The following is a 19875-nucleotide window of genomic DNA, read 5'->3' on the forward strand; positions in this document are numbered from 1 at the left end:
GAGAATCACCTTTCCTGCTTTCCGATCCAAGCGACCATCCGTCCCGTTTTTCCTTTGTCCCGGCGGTGGGAGTAAAAGTAGGAATGATCGCAACTCGTACACCATTTGCTTACAGCCATATGCTCAGGCAATATCCCCGCCTGCAAAAAAATTTCGGCATTGGCTCGCTTCAAATCACATTGCCACCTGCCGGGAACATGACTCACCGCAATCCGCTCCAGCGCCTCTTGGCTGTGTATCGCTTCACGCATCGGGCCTATCACCCGTTCATCAACCTCATAGCAACAAGGCCCGATCGACGGACCGATAGCCACCCATATCTCTTCTGGCTTCGCGCCTTGTTCACAAAAACGTTTAATCATGTGGGCGCCAATTTGGCCAACCGTCCCTTTCCAGCCGGCATGAGCCACTCCCACCAAGTCTGATTGCGGATGATAAAAGTACAAAGGCACACAGTCGGCGAAATACGCTGCCAACAAAACACCTGGCTCACGGGTAAAAAGGCCGTCAGTCTCTTGGTAGGCGGTTTGGCGTCCGTCCTTCCCTTTGCCGCGATCCGCCGCCGACACTTGTTCAATATGTACGCCATGGACTTGTTCCGCGCAGGTCCAAGCATCAAAGGAAAAGTCCAGTTCTTCGCTCAATTCCCGGCGGTTGTCCACCACTTGCCGCGGCCGATCTCCCACGTGGAGTGCATAATTGCGGCAGTCGGCATCTTCGCCCGCCCTTCTCGCACTGAAACCGACACGGAGGTGCGGAAATTGATTCTGCCACGCGGTCAGCTCAAACATGGGCACTTTGTTGTCACGGTATTGAAATGGTTCCATACACTCCCCCCCCCTTCGTTTCATATTACCATATCTTCCATTGTCAACAAAGGAGGCGCAATCCGCCTCCTCCAGCGCTTTTCCCGGCCCGCTGCAACTTTTAATCGACAGCGGCCTCATCCGGCAAATAATAACCGCGCCGCTCGACACTCTCTTCCAAACGTACCAAAATCACATCCGAACCGATCTTCACAATTTGCCGCCATGGGATGACCCATTCGTGGCCACTGCTAACAAAACCAAACCATTTGCTTTCACCCGGCACAACAATGGCATGAATCACGCCCCGTCGCAAATCCAAATCCAAGTCGTAGATTTGGCCCAATTTACGACCATCAGCAATATTGACGACATCTTTCGCCTGCAACTCTGATATTTTCACACGTCTCCCCACTTTCCGCACAATGGTTATTTCTATATGTATATGTGCGGATTCCCGTAAATGTACGGCCTATTTCCATACAAAAGCCCAATCTTAGGCGATTGGGCTTTTGAGCAAGCATAGGCTTGCGAATCTATTCTATTTAGGTGATAAACTTGTTCATCTGAGCAATGGCCGCTTTCTCCAGGCGAGAAACCTGAGCTTGGGAAATCCCTATTTCTTCAGCCACTTCCATCTGCGTCTTACCTTCAAAAAAGCGCATGGACAAAATCATTTTTTCCCTGTCATTTAACTTGCTCATCGCTTCATTTAAAGCGATTCCTTCCAGCCACTGGGCATCTCTGGACTTTTCATCGCTCAATTGATCCATGACGAAAATGGGATCGCCACCGTCCTGATACACCGGTTCAAACAAAGAAACCGGATCTTGGATGGCGTCCAATGCGAACACCACATCTTCCTTAGGCACGTTTAACGCACGTGAAATTTCCAAAATCGTGGGTTCACGCGAATGCAGATTTGTCAACGAATCCCGAACTTGCAACGCTTTGTAAGCGATGTCTCGTAACGATCGGGACACACGGATCGGATTATTATCACGCAAGTATCTTCTGATCTCGCCAATAATCATGGGCACGGCATAGGTAGAAAATTTGACGTTCTGGCCGAGATCAAAGTTGTCAATCGCTTTCATCAATCCGATGCAACCAACCTGAAACAGATCATCCACGCATTCCCCTCTATTGTTAAAGCGTTGGATTACACTCAATACCAAGCGTAGATTCCCATTGACCAGTTTTTCGCGCGCGGAACGGTCACCCGCTTGCAGCTGTTGAAACAGCACCCGCATCTCCTGATTTTTAAGAACGGGGAGTTTAGAAGTATCAACGCCGCATATCTCCACTTTGTTTCGCGCCATGAATTCCCCTCCTCAGGCTGGAACTAATTTTCAGTATGTCCTGAGGAAGGGGATTTATAATAAGAAGGAAATTAAACCATTTTATTGAATTCTTTACGCAATCTCTTAATAATTCTTTTCTCCAAACGGGAAATGTAAGACTGCGATATCCCGAGCATGTCAGCTACATCCTTCTGGGTCTTCTCTTCGCCGCCATTTAACCCAAAACGCAACTCCATGATTTTACGCTCCCGATCTGATAGATTCGACAGCGCCGTCCGCAAAATCTTGCGATCTACTTCATCTTCAATGTCGCGGTAGATAGTGTCATTCTCTGTGCCTAGCACATCTGACAACAACAATTCATTCCCGTCATAGTCTGTATTAAGCGGCTCATCAAAAGAAACTTCTGAACGAATTTTGTTGTTGCGCCGCAAAAACATGAGGATTTCATTCTCAATGCATCGGGAAGCATAGGTAGCCAGCTTGATTTTCTTGGTGGGATCAAAGGTGTTGACGGCTTTAATCAGGCCAATCGTGCCGATCGAGACCAGATCTTCAATGTGAATCCCGGTGTTTTCAAATTTGCGTGCAATGTAGACCACCAGCCGCAGATTGCGCTCAATGAGCAAAGCCCGAACAGCGGAATCCCCGCTCGGTAACTTTTCCAACAGATGTTCTTCTTCCTCCCGGGTCAACGGCGGAGGCAGGGCCTCACTCCCGCCGATATAATAAACTTCTTCCCCTTTCAAGCCGATTTGCATAAGTAGACGGTACCAAAACAATTGCACCGCCAATCTCCATTTGACAAACATCCTCATACCCCCCCAACGATTTGTTCTATCTGCTCCCGCGGCTCAAGATCATAACAGGACGGATGAATAATCGCTTGGTAAGTCCCATCAGACGAAAGGCGCCCGACATCTATACCTATGAGAATTTTTTTGATTTTATGCCACTGATTCCCCTGCAAAATTTCCACAACATCCGGTTTGATGGCGATCATCATCTCCTGTTCTTTCCCCGCGGCCCGATATGGGATGACTCGAATCCGGTTTATCCAAGCCGCCGGCAAATTGGACCAGCCCGCTTCCCAATCCCACTGGCGCAACATCTGTTCTAATTCTTCCGGAAAACAAACTTTCAACCGATCCAGTTCCACAATCATCACCGGCGTCCGGGTAATTGGATCACGCAGTTGGTTTCCGGTGTCAACAAGCCCGACACATTCCAAGCAGTGCTGGTTGAGATGGATGCGAACTTCGGTCATGTACTGTTGAATCCGATGATTTTCCTTCAATGAACGCAACGAAAACCTGGTGTACAGCCACACAAGCGGAAATCCACACAAAATGAGGGCCCATGATACAGGAGAACCCCAGCCCTGAGCAGAGTGGGTCAAAAACAGCCCACCAGCCACTTGGCTGTCTCCTGTAATGACATAATGAAAAGCGATCATCGCTCCGCCGGCGATAAAGCAAACCAAGTAAAAAACCCCGAGATTGCGAATAAACGCCAACGGGTGATGAAATCCATACGCGATCCCCACCATCGCCAAAGAAACCAAGATTTTGACTGGAAAGAAATACGCCAACGCAAATTGCGGCCATAAGTGCAACATCGAATAGGCGCCACCCACGCACGCGGCCAGCAACAACCGCCAAACTTTGGTCGGTTGTTTGCGAATACCCGCCGTCAACCACAACAGCAAGTAATCAATGGTTCCGTTGAGGAGGAAAATCATATCGGCGTAAACAACCATGCCCTTCCCCCTTCAGATTGAAGTGAAATCAGTATATCCCAAGCTTTGGTTCAAAGTCTGTCGCTTCTTGGATTGGTTCTTTGACTTGTTTCGTCGAACGCTGTGGTTCACCGCCAACTCCTGCCGGCATCCCTGCTCATGTCATGCTGGGAACCTCTGCTAACGTGCCAGCTTCGTCCTGCACTCAAGATTGGAAAAGCCCAACAAAAAAAGAGATACCTGTTTAAGGTATCTCCTCGCTGATTGACAAGCAGCCTGATTCCGGGCGAGCCGTGGTCGTTTCCTGGAACAACACTCCCACTTGATGCAAAGCTTCCCGTCTTGGCTCGCTCTGCTATTTTTTGCGGTTGCGCAAGAATGTCGGTACCTCCAAATGCCCGTAAGGATCGATGAAATCATTATTTGTGTTTTGCTTTTCCTTTTCAACACGGCTAAATGGGGAGAAAGTCGGCTCTTCTTTTTGCGATTGCTGATTGACAAACATCGGCTTGCTTGATTTGGGGGGTTGTATCGAAATGTGTTTCTCTTGTTGCTCATGGTCAAAGCCCGTCGCGATCACCGTAACCAAAATCTCATCTTTCAAGTCTTCATTGATCACCGCACCGAAAATCATGTTAACTTCCGGATGAGAGGCTTGCGTCACGATATCGGCCGCTTCATACACTTCGTACAAACTCAAGTTGGTTCCACCGGTAATATTCATCAGTACCCCGCGTGCACCATCGATAGATGTTTCCAACAATGGGCTGCAAATCGCCTTTTTGGCTGCTTCCGCTGCGCGGCTCTCGCCCGTTGCCGACCCGATACCCATCAGTGCGGAACCACGTTCAGTCATAATCGTACGCACGTCGGCGAAGTCCAAGTTAATCAAGCCAGGAACGGCAATCAAATCGGAAATCCCTTGCACACCTTGCCGCAAGACGTTATCCGCTTCACGGAACGCCTCCAGCATGGGCGTGTTTTTGTCGACAATATCCAACAACCGGTCGTTGGGGATGACGATCAACGTGTCCACGTTCTCTTTCAACGCGGCCACCCCTTGTTCAGCTTGGCTCGCCCGCCGTCTTCCTTCAAAGGTAAACGGCTTGGTGACCACGCCGACGGTAAGTGCGCCCAACTCCCGAGCGATCGAAGCGATTTCCGGTGCAGCCCCCGTTCCTGTTCCGCCTCCCATACCCGCAGTAACAAACACCATGTCTGCGCCTTTCAATACATTTTCAAGCTGCTCCCGGCTCTCTTCGGCCGCTTTTTTGCCAATCTCCGGCTTGGCACCAGCCCCCAAGCCACGTGTCAGCTTCTCCCCGATTTGCAAACGGATAGGGGCTTTGGCACGGCTGAGCGCTTGGGCGTCAGTGTTAACGGCGATGAATTCGACTCCTTGCACTCCCGCTTCGATCATGCGGTTAACCGCATTGCTACCGCCACCACCCACACCGATCACTTTAATCTGGGCGATTTGTTCCATTTCCAGATCAAAATCTAACATGATCTTGTCCCTCCAATACAATCTCTACTGATGTAACAATAATCAAATGACCTAGATGAATTCACTTAACCAACTCTTCACTCTCTCTAACGCAGAAGGCGGCCGTTTCCCTTTCTGTCGCGGAGGGTGGGCAGGTCTCGGGTTGGTCGGCTGGAGCACGCCCCGTTTCTGCAGATAGTGGATCATCCCCACCCCTCCCGTATACGCTGGCTCTTTGACACCGATGTTTTTGGGGACAGCGATGCGTACCGCGGCACCCAATTGGCTCTGGGCGACATGAATGATCTGTTTGGTGGCCATGACCCCCCCTGTTAACACGTACCCTCCAGCGGGCTCATCGGAAAATCCCATTGCTTTAACTTGCTGCTTGATCAGATGAAACATCTCCTCCAACCGGGGTTCGATGATTTGCGAGAGTTCCAGCTGGGTGACCGTTCGCTCACGCGTCGTGCCGATCGTTTGCACTTGAAATGTTTCATTTACATCAGCAAAATCCTTGCTGGCCACACCGTATTTGCATTTCACTTCTTCCGCGGTGCTAGTCTGCGTTCGTAAGCCGATGGCGATGTCATTGGTGATGTACTCCCCACCGATGGGAATCACCGAAGTGCCGGCCAAATGTCCCTGTTGGAACACCGTCAACGTCGTCGTCCCACCGCCGATATCAGCCACGACCACGCCAAGGTTCTTCTCATCCGTGGACAGACAGAGTTCGCTGACCGCCAATGGCAGGAAAACCATGCCCGCGATGCTCAAATTCGCGCGTTCGATGCATCTAAGTAAATTTTCGATAATCGTTTTCGCTCCGGTGACAATGAGCGCGTCTACCTCCAAACGAACGCCGATCATCCCATTCGGATCTCGGATATCATCTAATCCATCAACGATGAATTGTTTCGGAACCACTTCGACAATTGCCCGTTCCGGCGGTATGGCAATGACACGGGCTGCCTGTAAAACACGGTCAATATCATGATAGCCGATCTCTCTGTCTTCACTGGCCACTGCTACCACACCATGACTGGGTTGCAATGAGACATGATGCCCAGACACTCCGATATAGACTTCCGAAATCTCTATTCCAACCATGCGTTCGGCATGGTCTACCGCTTCACGAATGGATTGAACCGCCTGATCGATATTGATGATGGCTCCCTTTTTCATCCCCAGTGAATCAGCTGTTCCAACACCAACAATGTGCGTTGTTCCGTCCGGATTGATTTCTGCTACGATAACACGAACCTGTGATGAGCCTAAATCCAAAGCAATCACAAAATCTTCATTGCTCAATCCTGGGCACCTCCTTGCCCGAGAAGTAAAACTCTGTTTGAATAAAGAGATCTGTAAGTAGGGAAAGGGAGGAAATACTTACAAACCATATTCAACAGCCGGGGGAATTTCCCCTCTTAAAACTGTTCATTTTTCTTCCTCAAACTTACATATTTTCCCAATCATGGAAATATCCTCATTCCGTCTCCGATTGAAGTTGGGGCTTCCCTAACCTCTCCGGTGCAAACCAGATGCTCTCCAACAAGTAGATCGCTCCTGGCGGATGCTGGTAAAATGAGGGATAATATTGACATTTGTCAGCTAATTCTTTAGCTCGGACATAAATCCGATGTTGTCTGTCACTCTGGATTTCCACCTGTTCCGCATCGGTAGCGGCAGGGGATATGGTGATAAATTTTTTGCGTATTGGTTCGGGCAATCGAGCAATTTGCTTTACTGCTGAGGTGAAAGTCGGGTTCATGCGGGCCCATCCCCTGAAAATCGGCTGATGCGGCCGATTCGTCAGATAGGGCCTTGCGGCAAGTATCGTTCCATTTGAGAGTATGGGCAGGAGTTTTTGATCATTTGTTTCGAATATTGCGACGGGAGGCCACTCTTCTACTCGTATGTACACCTGATTGGGAAAGCGTGTGACCACGCTGGCTCTTTTCACTTCAGGCAACTGCATAAGCGCTTGCTCTGCACGTGCGCCATCGATGCTGAAATAAGAAATTCCTTTTTTCATCCGTGTTTTCGCCAATATTTCATCCGCTTTCACCAGATGATGACCACTGATATGGATCGTTTCTATTTTGCTAAGCGGTGAACGCAAGAATAGGATAAATAACATTCCCAAAAAAAACACAAAGATGAACACGAACAACCAGGGTGCAGGGGAACGTCTTCTTCCTACCCGTGAGCGAAAGTGAGGAATACGCTCATCCATGGTAGTGACTCCTTTCCACAACACCAATCGTCTGTCTGTTCATTCACACTAAATCTTATAGTCTTCCCTATATATTACCACAAACAGCCGGGGCTCACATGAATTTTAACACAAAAAACAGAAGCACGGGATGTGCTACTGTTTTTTCAAGGCCACTCTATGAATTTGTCCTCCCAGTTGGGCGATCACTTCATCGAGCCGTTCATATCCCCGATCGACATGTTCAACTCCGGCAACTACCGATCTTCCTTGCGCGTTTAGCGCCGCGATCACCAGAGCAGCACCGGCGCGCAAGTCTGTCGCGCATACATGGGCGCCCTTCAGCCGTCTGACACCGTGAACTGTCACGGTATCCCCTACCAGCCGAATCTCGGCCCCCATTTTTTTCAATTCCTCCACGTGCTTCAAGCGGGAATCGAAGATTTTTTCCGTCACGCGGCTTGTTCCCTCACACAAGGTGAGTAGCGTTAGCATTTGCGGTTGCATATCCGTCGGGAAACCCGGATAAGGAGTGGTGACGATGTGCGGAATGCCATTTAGCTTTCGATCTGCCTTTACCCGCAATCCCCTCTCTGCCGTTTCAATGGCGAGCCCGGTCTGTCGCAATGGTTCAATGACACTTTCCAGATGTTCTGGCACCACGTTGTCAAGCTCCACCTCACCGCCAGTTGCTCCGGCCGCAATGATCAACGTTCCGGCGACGATCCGATCTGGCATGACCGAATGATTCGTAGCCTGCATCTTCGGGACCCCTTGAATGACGATGGTAGACTCACCCGCCCCTTGCACTTTGGCTCCCATCTTATTGAGAAACGCGGCTAAGTCGACAATCTCCGGTTCGCGCGCGGCATTGGTGATCACGGTTTCTCCCGTGGCACACACTGCGGCCATCATGATGTTCTCAGTCGCTCCAACACTGGGGAAGTCCAGGGCAATTTCTGCCCCCTTCAACTCAGGAGCACTACACGCGATGATATCCCCTTCTTCCACCACATTCACTCCCAAACAAGCCAATCCTTTCAAGTGTAAATTGATCGGCCGTTTGCCAATGGCGCATCCTCCGGGGCGTGACACGGTCACTTTGCCCAATCTTGCAAGCAAGGGCCCCATCAGAAAAATGGATGAGCGGATACGGCTCATCAGCTCATCCGGAATGTGGGTTTGATTGAGCCCGACCGTATCCACAGTAACCCGGTGCCCGGCGCGTTCCACTTTGGCGCCAAGGCTTTCCAAGATGCGGCACATCGCATCGATGTCCGTCAGTTGGGGCACATCGTGAATTTCGTACGTTCCGGCAGCGAGCACGGTGGCCGCCAAGATAGGAAGGGCTGCATTTTTCGCTCCTTGTACACGCACCCGCCCCGTTAATGGCGTTCCACCTTCGATGACAAATCCTTCCAATATGTCACCTCCGTTTACGCTTCACCCACCACCTGCACTTCAGGCTCCAACACCACCTGGTATTTTTCTTCGATTGTCTTCTTCACATAAGCAATTAAGTTCAACACATCTTCCGCCGTCGCGTTGCCGCGGTTGATGATGAAGTTCCCGTGCATCTCGGACACTTCCGCATCCCCAATCCGGTACCCTTTGAGCCCGGCTTCCTGAATCAGCCGTCCCGCATAGTCGCCAGGAGGATTACGGAAAACACTGCCCGCACATGGATATTGCAGGGGTTGGGTCTGTCTGCGGCGATCTTTGAACTTGGCCAATTGGGCCGTGATTTCTTCCTTGTTGCCCCGTTCCAGACGGAAAGTGGCTTCAGTGACAATCCCCTTCATCTCCGTTTGCAAAATAGAAGTCCGGTAACTAAACGCCATTTCCTCATTGGAAAGTGTCACCCATTCGCCTGATTCCAAAAGCACCTTCGCCGATTCCAGCACGCGGGCTATCTCTGAACCGTGTGCCCCGGCATTCATGTAGACGGCGCCCCCAACATTGCCCGGAATGCCCCCAGCAAACTCCAATCCGGTCAAGCCTTGTTTGGCGGTCATCGTGGCCAGCAGGATCGTGGAATACCCTCCTCCCGCAACCACTTTGGTGCCGTCGATCGAAAGACTGTTAAATCCTTCGTCCAGCTTGAACACAACACCGCGAATGCCCCCGTCGCGGACGAGCAGGTTAGAGCCTCGACCAATCGCGCGCCAAGGCAACCGATGCTCTCTTACAATCCGCATCGCTTTCTCCAACCCTTCTTCATTGCGCGGATAAATCAACATGTCGGCGGGTCCGCCCACTTTCCATGTGGTATGGCGGGACAACGGTTCATTTTCTCTTACATCGGTCACACCCGCTAACTTCAATTCCTCGATCACTTGCTTCATTTGCTATGTCCCCCCTCACCAAACATCTCCGACTGCAACCCAACCGACAGTGGTTTACCACAGTTTATGCCAGTGCGCAGGCAATGTGACAAAAGCCCACTGGCTTGCATGCGCTTATTAAAAGCGGGCTGTTGCAATTTTCTCCAATTCATCTACTAACACCTCAGCTGCTTGCGGCCGTCCCAACCGACGTGCCGCTTCACTCATATCATGATGTTCTTCCGGATCTTCAAGCAGGCGTTTAATTTCTCGCCACAGCGTCTCTCCGGTCAATTCGCTCTCCAACAGCATTTTAGAAGCACCCTGCTCTTCCAACCATCGCGCATTGGCTTCCTGATGGTTATTTGCCACATAAGGCGAAGGAATCAATACCGAAGGCAAGCCCAGCGCCGTCAATTCCGCCAAGGTGGAAGCACCAGCTCGTCCCACAACAAGAGTGGTCGCCGCAAGAATGTCCGGCATATTGTACAAAAACGGCTTGACGGACAGGTTGGGGTATTCTTCTATCGGAATCCGTGAGCGGATGGCGTCAAAATGAACTTCCCCCGTGACATAGACAAAATGCACATGGGGAAGTTCTTTCATCCGGTCCACCATCTGCAGGACCGCTTCATTGATCGCTTTGGCACCGCGGCTACCGCCGAACAGCAAGACAATCGGCTGATGCACATCGGCAATCCCCAATGATTTGCGTCCTTGGGTGGCACTTGCCTGCACCACCTCGGTCGCGCGGGGATTTCCCGTAAACACAATGCGGTTGGCACGCCCCAGATATTTTTGTGACTCCTCTAGGCTGATCGCCACCACATCCACATATCGGGACAAAAACTTCGTCGTCATTCCCAACACGACGTTTTGCTCATGGATGAGCGTAGGAATTCCCATGCGGTGGGCGGCATATACCGGTGGTCCGCTAACGAAACCGCCCGTCCCCACAAACACATCCGGCTGGAATTCCTTTATGTATGCTTTGGATCGTTTAACTGCGCTGATGAATGTACGAATCGTGTTTACATTTTTCCAAGAAATGCTCCGTTTGAATCCTTGAACCTCTATTGTATAGTAATGAATGTTCCCTTCTTTGGGAACAATTCGCGATTCCAGTCCATCTTCTGTTCCAATATAAGCAATTTCTACATCAGGATATCGTTTCTTCACTGTGCGCGCAATGGCTAATGCTGGATAAATATGTCCACCCGTTCCACCACCAGATAGCAAAATGCGCTTCATCCTCTCTCCTCCTCACCCGAATCATCTGTTTGAAAACCGGGACAAATTCAGCAAAATCCCGACGGCCGCCAACGTCAATGTCAGCGATGACCCCCCGTAACTCAAAAACGGCAAAGTGATGCCGGTCACGGGAAAGGCTCCTGATACCACGCCGATGTTTATTACTGCTTGAATCATAATCATCGCCGTAATCCCCATCGCAACCAAACTGGAAAACAGATCAGGTGATGTAATGGCCACGCGCACGCCGCGCCACACGATGATTGCAAACAACAAGATCACTGTTGCGGCGCCAATAAACCCAAGCTCTTCAGCCAAAATGGAAAAAATGAAATCAGTATGCGGCTCCGGGAGATAAAGGTGCTTCTGTTTGCTCATTCCCAATCCCAATCCGAGCAATCCTCCCGGCCCGATCGCATACAGCGATTGAATTAATTGATAGCCGGCACCCAGCGGATCTTCCCAGGGGTTGAGAAATGCCACGATCCGTTGGATTCGATAAGGAGCAGCCAGCACGAGACCCACGAAACCCACAATTCCCAACAGCATAAAGCCCACCAGGTGTTTCATTCGCGCGCCAGCCGCAAAGATCAGGACGAGACCCGTCCCCATCAGGACAGTTCCCGTCCCCAAATCCGGTTGTAGCATAATGGCTCCGAAGGCCAGGCCCAGCAATATCAGCCCAGGCACAAACCCTTTGGCAAACGATTCGATGGGGAATCCGGGTTTTGCGTACATCCTTGACAAATAAGCGATCATCGCCAATTTCATAAACTCCGAAGGTTGGATGCTAAACGCCCCGATCCCCAGCCAGCTGCGCGCTCCGTTGCGCAAGATGCCGACACCCGGAATCAATACGACAATCAATAAAACAAAACAGATGATAAGGCCGGGTTTTGACCACTCATAAAACTTCTGAGGATCCAGCCGAGAAATCCATAACATCGCGAAAACGCCCAAGGCGGCAAACAAAAATTGCCGTTTGGCAAAATAAAAGGCATCTCCGTATTTGTGATAAGCAAATGCAGCGCTCGCGCTGTAAACCATCAGGACACCGATGGATAATAAGAGCAAGATCGCAACAACAATCACATAATCGGGAGAAGTCCGTACACTTTTCATGGGCGTTTTCACCTCTTACAGATTTGGGCAAGCTTCTTATACTTGAAGCCTATGCACGGCTTGTTTAAATATGCTACCCCGCTCTTCAAAAGAGGTGTATTGGTCCCAGCTGGCACAAGCCGGTGACAAAAGCACCACATCTCCGTCTTGAGCCAGACCAGCGGCCCTGCTCACCGCTTCTTCCAAATTATCGACTACCTGCACGGTTGGCACCCCGGCATCGCGTCCACGTTCAGCCAAAATCGACTTGGATTGTCCATAAGTGATGACAGCTTTAGCGCGGCCACGTAACACCGGAACCAGCTCTTTGAAATCAACACCGCGATCCAAGCCCCCGCCAATCCACACGACTGGCTCTGTGAAAGCCTCCAGCGCTTTGATAGCCGCCTGGGCATTGGTCGCTTTAGAGTCGTTGTAATAACGTACACCGTTGATGGTCGCCACATATTCCAGCCGATGTTCCACGCCGTGAAATTCGCGCAACGTTTGCGCCACTGCATCAAGCGTGGCCCCAGCGGCCAGTGTGATCGCAGCAGCTGCCAAGGCGTTTTCCAAATTGAAATCGCCATGTAGCGCAACTTCATCCACAGGCAAGATCGCCTGCGTCTGACCTTCGTTAATCACGTAGATTACACCATCTTGTACATAAACCCCCTGCTCCACCGGGGCAGTGCGGCTAAACCACCAAATATCGCTGGAAATCGTCTTCGCCACTTCCCGGCAAACCGGTGAATCGGCGTTTAAAACAGCAATGTCTCCGGCTTCTTGGTTGGCAAAAACCTTGCGCTTCGACGCCAAATAATCTTCCATGGTTTCGTGATAATCGAGGTGAGCCGGAAATACGTTTAACAAAGCTGCAATACGTGGGCGAAATTGATCGGTTCCCTTCAATTGGAAACTGCTCAATTCGGCGACCAACCATTCGTCGCTTGTCACCTGTTCCACCACATCGGCCAACGCTTGACCAATGTTGCCAGCTACAGTGCACTTCACTTGGGAGCGCGTCAAAATCTGCCCTACCAACGACGTCGTGGTCGTCTTACCGTTAGAACCAGTGATGCCAATCATCGGCGCCTCAGACAACGCGCCCGCGATTTCCACTTCTGTCACCACGGGCACACCGGCCGCCAACGCCTGCTGAACAGGCTTGGCCCGGTAAGGGATGCCCGGATTTTTGACCAGCATTTCTACTTGCTCATGAATCAAATCATCAGGATGCTTACCGCAAATGACCGGAATGCCGAGCGCTTCCAGCTCACTCGCTTCTGGGCAAGCCGAGCGTGGTTTCAAGTCGTTGACCACGACCTTCGCCCCCAAATGGTGAAGGAGCTTGGCGACAGCCACCCCGCTCCTTGCCAATCCCAGTACGACAACTGAACGACCTGTCCAGTTTTCCTTCGTCAAACGACTCATTTAATGAACACCTCTAACACGACTCCAATCACAGCGAGAATCAATCCCCAAAACCAGAACGTCGTTACCACTCGCCATTCGGACCAACCGACCAATTCAAAGTGATGGTGAAGCGGACTCATGCGAAAAACGCGTTTGCCACGCAGCTTGAACGAAGCCACTTGGATCATAACAGACATGGCTTCCAGTACAAACACCCCACCGATGATCGGCAACAAGAGTTCTGTCTTGGTGATAACCGCCAATGCGGCGATCCCCCCACCCAAGGCCAAGGAACCGGTGTCCCCCATAAACACTTTGGCCGGATGGGCGTTGAAAACCAAGAAACCAAGCAATGCCCCGACGACAGCGACAGAGAAGATGGTAACCGTCGGATTGCTTTGCATGTAACCGATGATGGCATATGCGCCATACGCACAAACAGCAGTACCTGAAACCAACCCGTCCAAGCCGTCAGTCAAGTTCACGGCGTTAGACGCCCCGATCATCATCACCAACAAGAGCGGCAAATACAGCCAGTTGAGCTGGATCGTCCAATCCGTTCCCGGAACCGTCACGTCGAAGATAAACCCGCCCTTTGGTGTACGTACTTGCAACAACACCCAGAATAAGACCAAACCGATAAATAATTGCCCGAATAATTTTTGGTTCGCCGTCAGACCCAGGTTGCGCTTCATCACGACCTTGATGTAATCGTCCAAAAACCCGAGAATCCCATAGCCCAGGGTGGCAAACAGCAAGAAGAATAAGTCAGCGTTAATGACGGACTCATTTTTGTTCAACAGTTGAATGCTGCTAAACGGAACCGCCGTAAGCGCGATCGCCGTCATGATGATGACCCCGCCCATGGTCGGCGTGCCCGCCTTTTTCAAATGCGCTTGTGGGCCTTCTTCACGAATGCTCTGCCCAAACTTCAATCTGCGTAAAATCGGAATGATCACCGGGCCTAATATCACCGCTATTCCAAACGCCACTGCAAGCGGAACCAAGAAGATGCGATAATCTATATTCCCCATTGTCTCCCTCTACGCTCCTTCTGTTAATTTTCGTATCACGATGTCTAATTGCACTGCTCTGGAAGCTTTTACGAGCAACAGGATATGCGCGTTTCCCTCAGCGGACAGCAATTGCGCCGCTTCTTCGTGGGAAGAGAAATGGTGGATGACGCACGCACTCCCTGAAGCGGCCGACCGCGCACCTTCGGCGATCCAGCGGCCCCGTTCACCGACTGTATATAGCCGCGAAACCCCTTTTTCTACGGCATAAGCTCCCAGTTCCCTGTGGTATTGCTCTTCCGTGCTTCCAATTTCTCTGATGTCGCCGAGCAACGCCCACTTTTCCTTCCCCTGCGCCAGCTCCATCAATAAGTCGATGGCTGCGCGCATGGATGTGGGGCTGGCGTTATACGCATCATCAATGATGTCCATGCCGTTGGTTGCCTGTTTCAATTCTAGGCGCATCCCCGTCAGTTGCACTTTGGCCAGTCCGCGGGCAATTGCGGTCTCTTCCATACCCAAAGCCCGGCCGACCGCAACAGCCATCAAGGCGTTTTTGACATTATGCCTGCCCAATAGTGGCAAAACAAACGGCGTGCCACATCGACGCGAACGGAAACGGAACCCTTCAACGCCGACCATCTCCACATCTACCGGTGACTCATCCAGTTCGTCAGACCAGCCCACCCGCACCTTAGGATGCGGATCATCAGCCAACAATCCTGCCAACAGTGGCTCGTCTCCGTCATAGATGAGCGGCCCTCGCTCATTCAGTCCCTTTTTAATTTCCAATTTGGCTTTGGCTATTCCTTCTCGGCTTCCGAGAAACTCCAGATGGGATTCACCGATGTTGGTAATCACGGCCACATCCGGTTTAGCAAGGTGTGACAAAACCTCGATTTCGCCAGCATGGTTCATGCCCATCTCAACCACAGCCACTTGGGTATCTTCCGACATGGACGTCAACGTCAAGGGAACCCCGATGTGGTTGTTCAAATTACCTTTGGTTTTATGCACCCGATACGCTTCCGATAACACGGCTGCGATCAAGTCTTTGGTTGTCGTCTTCCCATTGCTGCCGGTCACTGCCACTACCTGTACTTGCATCTCATCCCGATAGCTGGAAGCGATGCGTTGCAAAGCCGACAGCGTATCATCCACAACGATCAGTGGGATGGGTGGTGTTTCCGGCAACGGCTGGTGAGAACTCCACAATGCCGCGGCAGCCCCTTTGTCCACCGCTTGATTCAGGAACTGATGACCATCAAACCGCTCTCCGACCAGAGGGACATACAATTGGTTGGCCTGAAGCGTCCGGGTGTCCGTCGAAACTCCCCGCACAAGCAGATGCCGCGCCGTGGGGGTGCCGACAAGTTTTCCCCCTGTGACATGGCTTATCCACTCACATGTCCGTTCCATGCTCATTGGCCGTTTCCTCCCTCCGCTCTAGCTTCGATGGCTTCCCGAGCCACTTGGCGGTCGTCAAAATCGTATCGCACCCCTTGAATCTCTTGGTACGTCTCATGCCCTTTCCCAGCGATCAAAATAATGTCTCCCGGCTCAGCCAACCGGATCGCTTCTGTGATCGCTTGGCGGCGGTCAGCAATCGTGACAACTTTGTCACGTTCAGCCGGGTCGATACCTGCCAACATGTCTTCGATGATGGCTTCCGGCTCCTCCGAACGAGGATTGTCAGAGGTGAAAATCGTCCAATCACTGTATTTGGCCGCAATTCTGGCCATCAACGGCCGCTTGGTGCGGTCGCGATCCCCACCGCATCCCACCACGCAAGTAACCTTCTTCTGCGCAAACTCGCGAATGGTGGTAAGCACATTTTCCAAACTATCCGGTGTGTGAGCATAGTCAACCAATACAGTATAAGGTTGGCCTGCATGCACTGGCTCGAATCGGCCGTTCACCCCCGGAATTTGCTCCAAGCTCCGTTTGATCTCAGCCAATGGCAATCCCTCGATCAAGCCGACGCTAATAGCAGCTAGGGCATTGTACACGTTAAACTTGCCGATCAATTGGAGCGTTATCTCGCAAGAACCGCGGAATGTTTCCAATGTGAACGCGGTCCCGCGCCCAGTGATGCGAATGTTTGAGGCACGCACATCCGCGGGACGATCGATCCCGTAGGTAACCACTTGCGCTGGTGTAATCGCCGCGTAGTAGGCCGATGCCTCATCATCCGCATTCAGCACAGCAAACGCATTTTCCCCCGGCTCGCTCGTATAACGGTTGCCCAATTGGCTGAAGAGGAGCCCCTTAGCTTGGCGATATTCTTCCATCGTCTTATGGTAATCCAGATGATCTTGCGTCAGATTGGTGAACACGCCAATGTGAAATTGACTACCGCGTGTCCGCCCCAATGCCAGACCATGCGAAGAGACTTCTATGACTGAATACTCACAACCCTCGTCCCGCATCATCCGAAATCCTTTTTGCAGATCATGCGCTTCCGGGGTCGTATGTTTGGCCGGAAAAATCTTGTCTCCAATCTTCATCTGGACTGTGCCGATCACCCCCGCGGGATGTCCGGCGTCACCGAGCAATTTCTCGATGAGATAGGAAGTGGTCGTTTTTCCGTTGGTGCCCGTGATGCCTATCAATTTTAATTCGCGCGTTGGATGACGGTAATATTCCGCCGCGACAACCGCCAACGCCCTCCGACTATCCGGCACCATGATGACCGGCACGTCGCTGTCGACCGGACTTTCCACCATCACGGCCGCAGCCCCGTTTTGAATGGCGGCGGATACATACTGATGCCCGTCAACTGTGAAACCACGTACAGCAACAAATAAATCTCCCGGTTTCACAAGACGGGAGTCCATTTGGATGCCGGTGATTTCCACATTGGGATCTCCCGTCACCGTATGTACCAGCAACGGCCGGATCAACTCTTTCAACTGCATGTTGCTCCTCCTTTTCAAAAAAGCGGACAGACAAGCAAAAAGCCAGGTTCATCATTCCTGGCACAAGATGATGCACATCCACTATTTTAATCTCCTTTGTTTTATTTGTCACTTGTCACGCCCTCATCCACGGCGGCGCATTGACAGGCCGCTCACGCCAGACAAACAGGGGAAACCCAGTAACTGCACCCGCTTACCGCTTCTCTCCGTTTGCATTTTGTTTGCAAATTGTTTGCAAAGAAATCACAAAGCATCGGGCCGATTTCCCTGCTATGATGCAGATTTCTTCACCCATCACCTAAATAGATCTTAATGGTAGTGCCCTTTTTCACCCGCTGGCCGGGTTTTGGCATCTGATCAACCACAATGCGCCCCTCTCCGTACACTTGAAGTGGAAATGAGAACAAACTGTTGCGAATGCGTTCAATATCTTGTCCGGTCAAATTGGGTGTGCCCACCAACGCCGGAGTTAGCGGTGTATCTTCCGGGGGAATCTGATTTTTGCGCTTAGGCACTTTCATATAACGCAAGCTGTCTTCAATGATGTCGCCCACAATCGGCGCAGCGACCACACCGCCAAACTGAATGCCTTTCGGGTTGTCAACTGCGACGTACACCACCAAACGGGGATCATCGGCAGGGGCAAACCCGATAAACGAAACAATATGGTTGTTTCTCATATACCGTCCATCTGGCCCTACTTTCTGCGCTGTTCCTGTTTTACCTCCCACTCGGTATCCATCGACAAACGCCTTGCGGCCAGTACCCCGTGCTACTACGCTCTCTAGAACGTTTCTAACCTGATTGGATGTTTCTTTGGAAATCACGCGTCGCTTCACTTTGGGTTTAATTTCTTCCACCATCTCTCCTGTTTCCGGATCAACCCATCCTTTGGCCAGGTGCGGTTCATACAGCACTCCCCCATTGATCGCCGCGGATACGGCGGCCACTTGCTGAATCGGTGTCACCGACACTCCCTGCCCGAAAGCGGTGGTAGCCAGCTCCACTGGCCCTACCCGGCTCTCCTTGAATAAAATACCTTTGGCTTCACCGTTTAAATCGATGCCCGTTTTTTGTCCAAACCCAAATTTGCGGATGTATGAGAAAAGGGTGGTTTTACCCAAGCGTTGCCCCAGGGTCACAAAACCGGGGTTACAGGAATTCTCCACAACCTCTCGAAAGTTTTGATGTCCATGCCCACCCGCTTTCCAGCAACGCAAGCGGGCACCGCCGACCATGATATACCCGGGATCATTAAATGACTCGTTGAGGCTTACTTTCTTCTCTTCCAATGCGGCCGCCAAGGTAATGATCTTGAAGGTGGAACCAGGTTCGTACGTTTTCCAGATGGGTAAATTGCGGTTGTAGATCAACGGATTGGTTGTCCGGTATTGATCGGGGCGAAAGGTAGGGCGGCTGGCCATCCCCAGCAACTCTCCCGTCTGCGGATCCATCGCAATCGCCAAGATATTCTCCGGCTGGTATTCAGCCATCGCCTGATCCAGCTCGCGCTCAATGATGGTTTGGATCTGATAATCCAAGGTGGTGACCAAGTTCATTCCGTCACGGGGCGGTGTGTAGCGATCCACTCCACCGGGAAGTTTCTCCCCCCTGGCGTTGGTGCTAAATGACACGTAGCCCTTGGTTCCGCGCAACTTTTCATCATAAATGAGCTCAATGCCCGCCAGCCCCTGATTGTCAATGCCTGTGAACCCCAGGACATGCGCTGCCATCGAACCGTATGGATAAAACCGCTTGCTGTCCTCGACGACGGCAATTCCCGGCAACCGAAGCCCTTGAATCTCGCGAGCCTTTTCTTCGGATATTTTCCGACCCCACGGCGTGATGCGATTGATGACTTCTCTTTTGGTGATTTGTTCATAGATCTTTTCTTCAGGCCCCTGCAAAATGCTGGCCAGAATTTTTGCCGTCTTGGCCGGATCCTTGAGCTGTGCCGGTATGGCCATGACCGATGGCGTGCTTACATTGTAAGCGAGCTCTTTTCGATTGCGATCAAGCAATTTCCCCCGCTTCGCTTCAAAAGGAATGTCGCGGCTCCACAGGTCTTTCGCCTTTTCCGCTAACCACGTACCTTGAAATAATTGGACATAAGCCAATCTACCCATCAACGCCGTCAATATGAAGACAGCGATGAGTAACAAGGAGAACAACCGTTTTCTGACTACTACCCGTCGACCACGCATGTTTTCCTTCCTCTCTTCCGGAGTCTCTTCTTACCTTCAAGCTATGTGAACGAGAAAAGAAAAATGACAAGCTTCCCGTGGCAATAAAAAACCAGTTGC

General features: G+C 51.3%; 17 protein-coding genes. All 17 read right to left on the reverse strand.

Annotated elements, in window-relative coordinates; all coding sequences use genetic code 11:
- Positions 1–5: 5 nt before the first annotated feature.
- Complete coding sequence (pgeF, locus tag EDC32_RS11390; protein ID WP_132222323.1) at positions 6–827, reverse strand: peptidoglycan editing factor PgeF; 822 nt, start codon at positions 825–827, stop codon at positions 6–8.
- 100 nt (positions 828–927) lie between these two features.
- Positions 928–1209 (reverse strand): YlmC/YmxH family sporulation protein, encoded by a 282-nt coding sequence (locus EDC32_RS11395; RefSeq protein WP_223247953.1) that lies wholly within the window; start codon positions 1207–1209, stop codon positions 928–930.
- A 142-nt stretch (positions 1210–1351) separates the two neighbouring features.
- The gene (gene sigG, locus EDC32_RS11400; protein ID WP_022736448.1) at positions 1352–2128 is read right to left on the reverse strand and encodes an RNA polymerase sporulation sigma factor SigG; all 777 of its coding nucleotides are present in this window, start codon (positions 2126–2128) and stop codon (positions 1352–1354) included.
- 71 nt (positions 2129–2199) lie between these two features.
- Positions 2200–2922 carry an RNA polymerase sporulation sigma factor SigE gene (sigE, locus tag EDC32_RS11405; RefSeq protein WP_022736449.1) on the reverse strand — a complete coding sequence of 241 codons (723 nt, stop codon included), beginning with the start codon at positions 2920–2922 and terminating at the stop codon, positions 2200–2202.
- A gap of 2 nt (positions 2923–2924) precedes the next feature.
- On the reverse strand, positions 2925–3869 hold the full coding sequence (spoIIGA, locus tag EDC32_RS11410) for a sigma-E processing peptidase SpoIIGA (RefSeq protein WP_132222325.1): 945 nt from the start codon (positions 3867–3869) through the stop codon (positions 2925–2927).
- 334 nt (positions 3870–4203) lie between these two features.
- Positions 4204–5355 carry a cell division protein FtsZ gene (ftsZ, locus tag EDC32_RS11415; RefSeq protein WP_132222327.1) on the reverse strand — a complete coding sequence of 384 codons (1152 nt, stop codon included), beginning with the start codon at positions 5353–5355 and terminating at the stop codon, positions 4204–4206.
- Positions 5356–5406: 51 nt separating this feature from the next.
- Positions 5407–6645 carry a cell division protein FtsA gene (ftsA, locus tag EDC32_RS11420; RefSeq protein WP_132222329.1) on the reverse strand — a complete coding sequence of 413 codons (1239 nt, stop codon included), beginning with the start codon at positions 6643–6645 and terminating at the stop codon, positions 5407–5409.
- A 175-nt stretch (positions 6646–6820) separates the two neighbouring features.
- Complete coding sequence (locus EDC32_RS11425) at positions 6821–7570, reverse strand: cell division protein FtsQ/DivIB (RefSeq protein ID WP_132222331.1); 750 nt, start codon at positions 7568–7570, stop codon at positions 6821–6823.
- A 135-nt stretch (positions 7571–7705) separates the two neighbouring features.
- Positions 7706–8971: a UDP-N-acetylglucosamine 1-carboxyvinyltransferase gene (murA, locus tag EDC32_RS11430; RefSeq protein ID WP_132222333.1), complete on the reverse strand. Its 1266-nt coding sequence runs from the start codon at positions 8969–8971 to the stop codon at positions 7706–7708.
- A gap of 14 nt (positions 8972–8985) precedes the next feature.
- Entirely contained in the window at positions 8986–9894 is a 909-nt protein-coding gene (gene murB / locus EDC32_RS11435) for a UDP-N-acetylmuramate dehydrogenase (protein ID WP_132222335.1), read from the reverse strand.
- A gap of 117 nt (positions 9895–10011) precedes the next feature.
- Positions 10012–11124 (reverse strand): undecaprenyldiphospho-muramoylpentapeptide beta-N-acetylglucosaminyltransferase, encoded by a 1113-nt coding sequence (gene murG / locus EDC32_RS11440; RefSeq protein ID WP_132222337.1) that lies wholly within the window; start codon positions 11122–11124, stop codon positions 10012–10014.
- Between the two features lie 21 nt (positions 11125–11145).
- Positions 11146–12246 carry a stage V sporulation protein E gene (spoVE, locus tag EDC32_RS11445; RefSeq protein WP_132222339.1) on the reverse strand — a complete coding sequence of 367 codons (1101 nt, stop codon included), beginning with the start codon at positions 12244–12246 and terminating at the stop codon, positions 11146–11148.
- A gap of 36 nt (positions 12247–12282) precedes the next feature.
- On the reverse strand, positions 12283–13659 hold the full coding sequence (gene murD / locus EDC32_RS11450; protein WP_132222341.1) for a UDP-N-acetylmuramoyl-L-alanine--D-glutamate ligase: 1377 nt from the start codon (positions 13657–13659) through the stop codon (positions 12283–12285).
- On the reverse strand, positions 13656–14675 hold the full coding sequence (mraY, locus tag EDC32_RS11455) for a phospho-N-acetylmuramoyl-pentapeptide-transferase (RefSeq protein ID WP_022736459.1): 1020 nt from the start codon (positions 14673–14675) through the stop codon (positions 13656–13658). The genes murD and mraY overlap by 4 nt, the downstream gene beginning before the upstream one ends.
- Before the next feature lie 9 nt (positions 14676–14684).
- Positions 14685–16079, reverse strand: coding sequence for a UDP-N-acetylmuramoyl-tripeptide--D-alanyl-D-alanine ligase (locus EDC32_RS11460; protein ID WP_246026934.1), 1395 nt, complete (start codon positions 16077–16079; stop codon positions 14685–14687).
- Positions 16076–17572, reverse strand: coding sequence for a UDP-N-acetylmuramoyl-L-alanyl-D-glutamate--2,6-diaminopimelate ligase (locus EDC32_RS11465; protein ID WP_132222343.1), 1497 nt, complete (start codon positions 17570–17572; stop codon positions 16076–16078). Before EDC32_RS11465 ends, EDC32_RS11460 begins: the two co-directional genes overlap by 4 nt.
- A gap of 287 nt (positions 17573–17859) precedes the next feature.
- Entirely contained in the window at positions 17860–19776 is a 1917-nt protein-coding gene (locus tag EDC32_RS11470; RefSeq protein WP_132222345.1) for a stage V sporulation protein D, read from the reverse strand.
- Positions 19777–19875 lie beyond the last annotated feature (99 nt).

The organism is Laceyella sacchari (genome assembly GCF_004343255.1).
Taxonomy (GTDB): Bacteria; Bacillota; Bacilli; order Thermoactinomycetales; family Thermoactinomycetaceae; genus Laceyella; species Laceyella sacchari.

Bases quoted from the DNA above. Each gene is read 5' to 3' on its own strand.
- pgeF (WP_132222323.1), bottom strand. From the start codon at position 827: ATGGAACCATTTCAATACCGTGACAACAAAGTGCCCATGTTTGAGCTG.
- sigG (WP_022736448.1), bottom strand. From the start codon at position 2,128: ATGGCGCGAAACAAAGTGGAGATATGCGGCGTTGATACTTCTAAACTC.
- sigE (WP_022736449.1), bottom strand. From the start codon at position 2,922: ATGTTTGTCAAATGGAGATTGGCGGTGCAATTGTTTTGGTACCGTCTA.
- spoIIGA (WP_132222325.1), bottom strand. From the start codon at position 3,869: ATGGTTGTTTACGCCGATATGATTTTCCTCCTCAACGGAACCATTGAT.
- ftsZ (WP_132222327.1), bottom strand. From the start codon at position 5,355: ATGTTAGATTTTGATCTGGAAATGGAACAAATCGCCCAGATTAAAGTG.
- EDC32_RS11425 (WP_132222331.1), bottom strand. From the start codon at position 7,570: ATGGATGAGCGTATTCCTCACTTTCGCTCACGGGTAGGAAGAAGACGT.
- murB (WP_132222335.1), bottom strand. From the start codon at position 9,894: ATGAAGCAAGTGATCGAGGAATTGAAGTTAGCGGGTGTGACCGATGTA.
- murG (WP_132222337.1), bottom strand. From the start codon at position 11,124: ATGAAGCGCATTTTGCTATCTGGTGGTGGAACGGGTGGACATATTTAT.
- spoVE (WP_132222339.1), bottom strand. From the start codon at position 12,246: ATGAAAAGTGTACGGACTTCTCCCGATTATGTGATTGTTGTTGCGATC.
- murD (WP_132222341.1), bottom strand. From the start codon at position 13,659: ATGAGTCGTTTGACGAAGGAAAACTGGACAGGTCGTTCAGTTGTCGTA.
- mraY (WP_022736459.1), bottom strand. From the start codon at position 14,675: ATGGGGAATATAGATTATCGCATCTTCTTGGTTCCGCTTGCAGTGGCG.
- EDC32_RS11460 (WP_246026934.1), bottom strand. From the start codon at position 16,079: ATGAGCATGGAACGGACATGTGAGTGGATAAGCCATGTCACAGGGGGA.
- EDC32_RS11465 (WP_132222343.1), bottom strand. From the start codon at position 17,572: ATGCAGTTGAAAGAGTTGATCCGGCCGTTGCTGGTACATACGGTGACG.
- EDC32_RS11470 (WP_132222345.1), bottom strand. From the start codon at position 19,776: ATGCGTGGTCGACGGGTAGTAGTCAGAAAACGGTTGTTCTCCTTGTTA.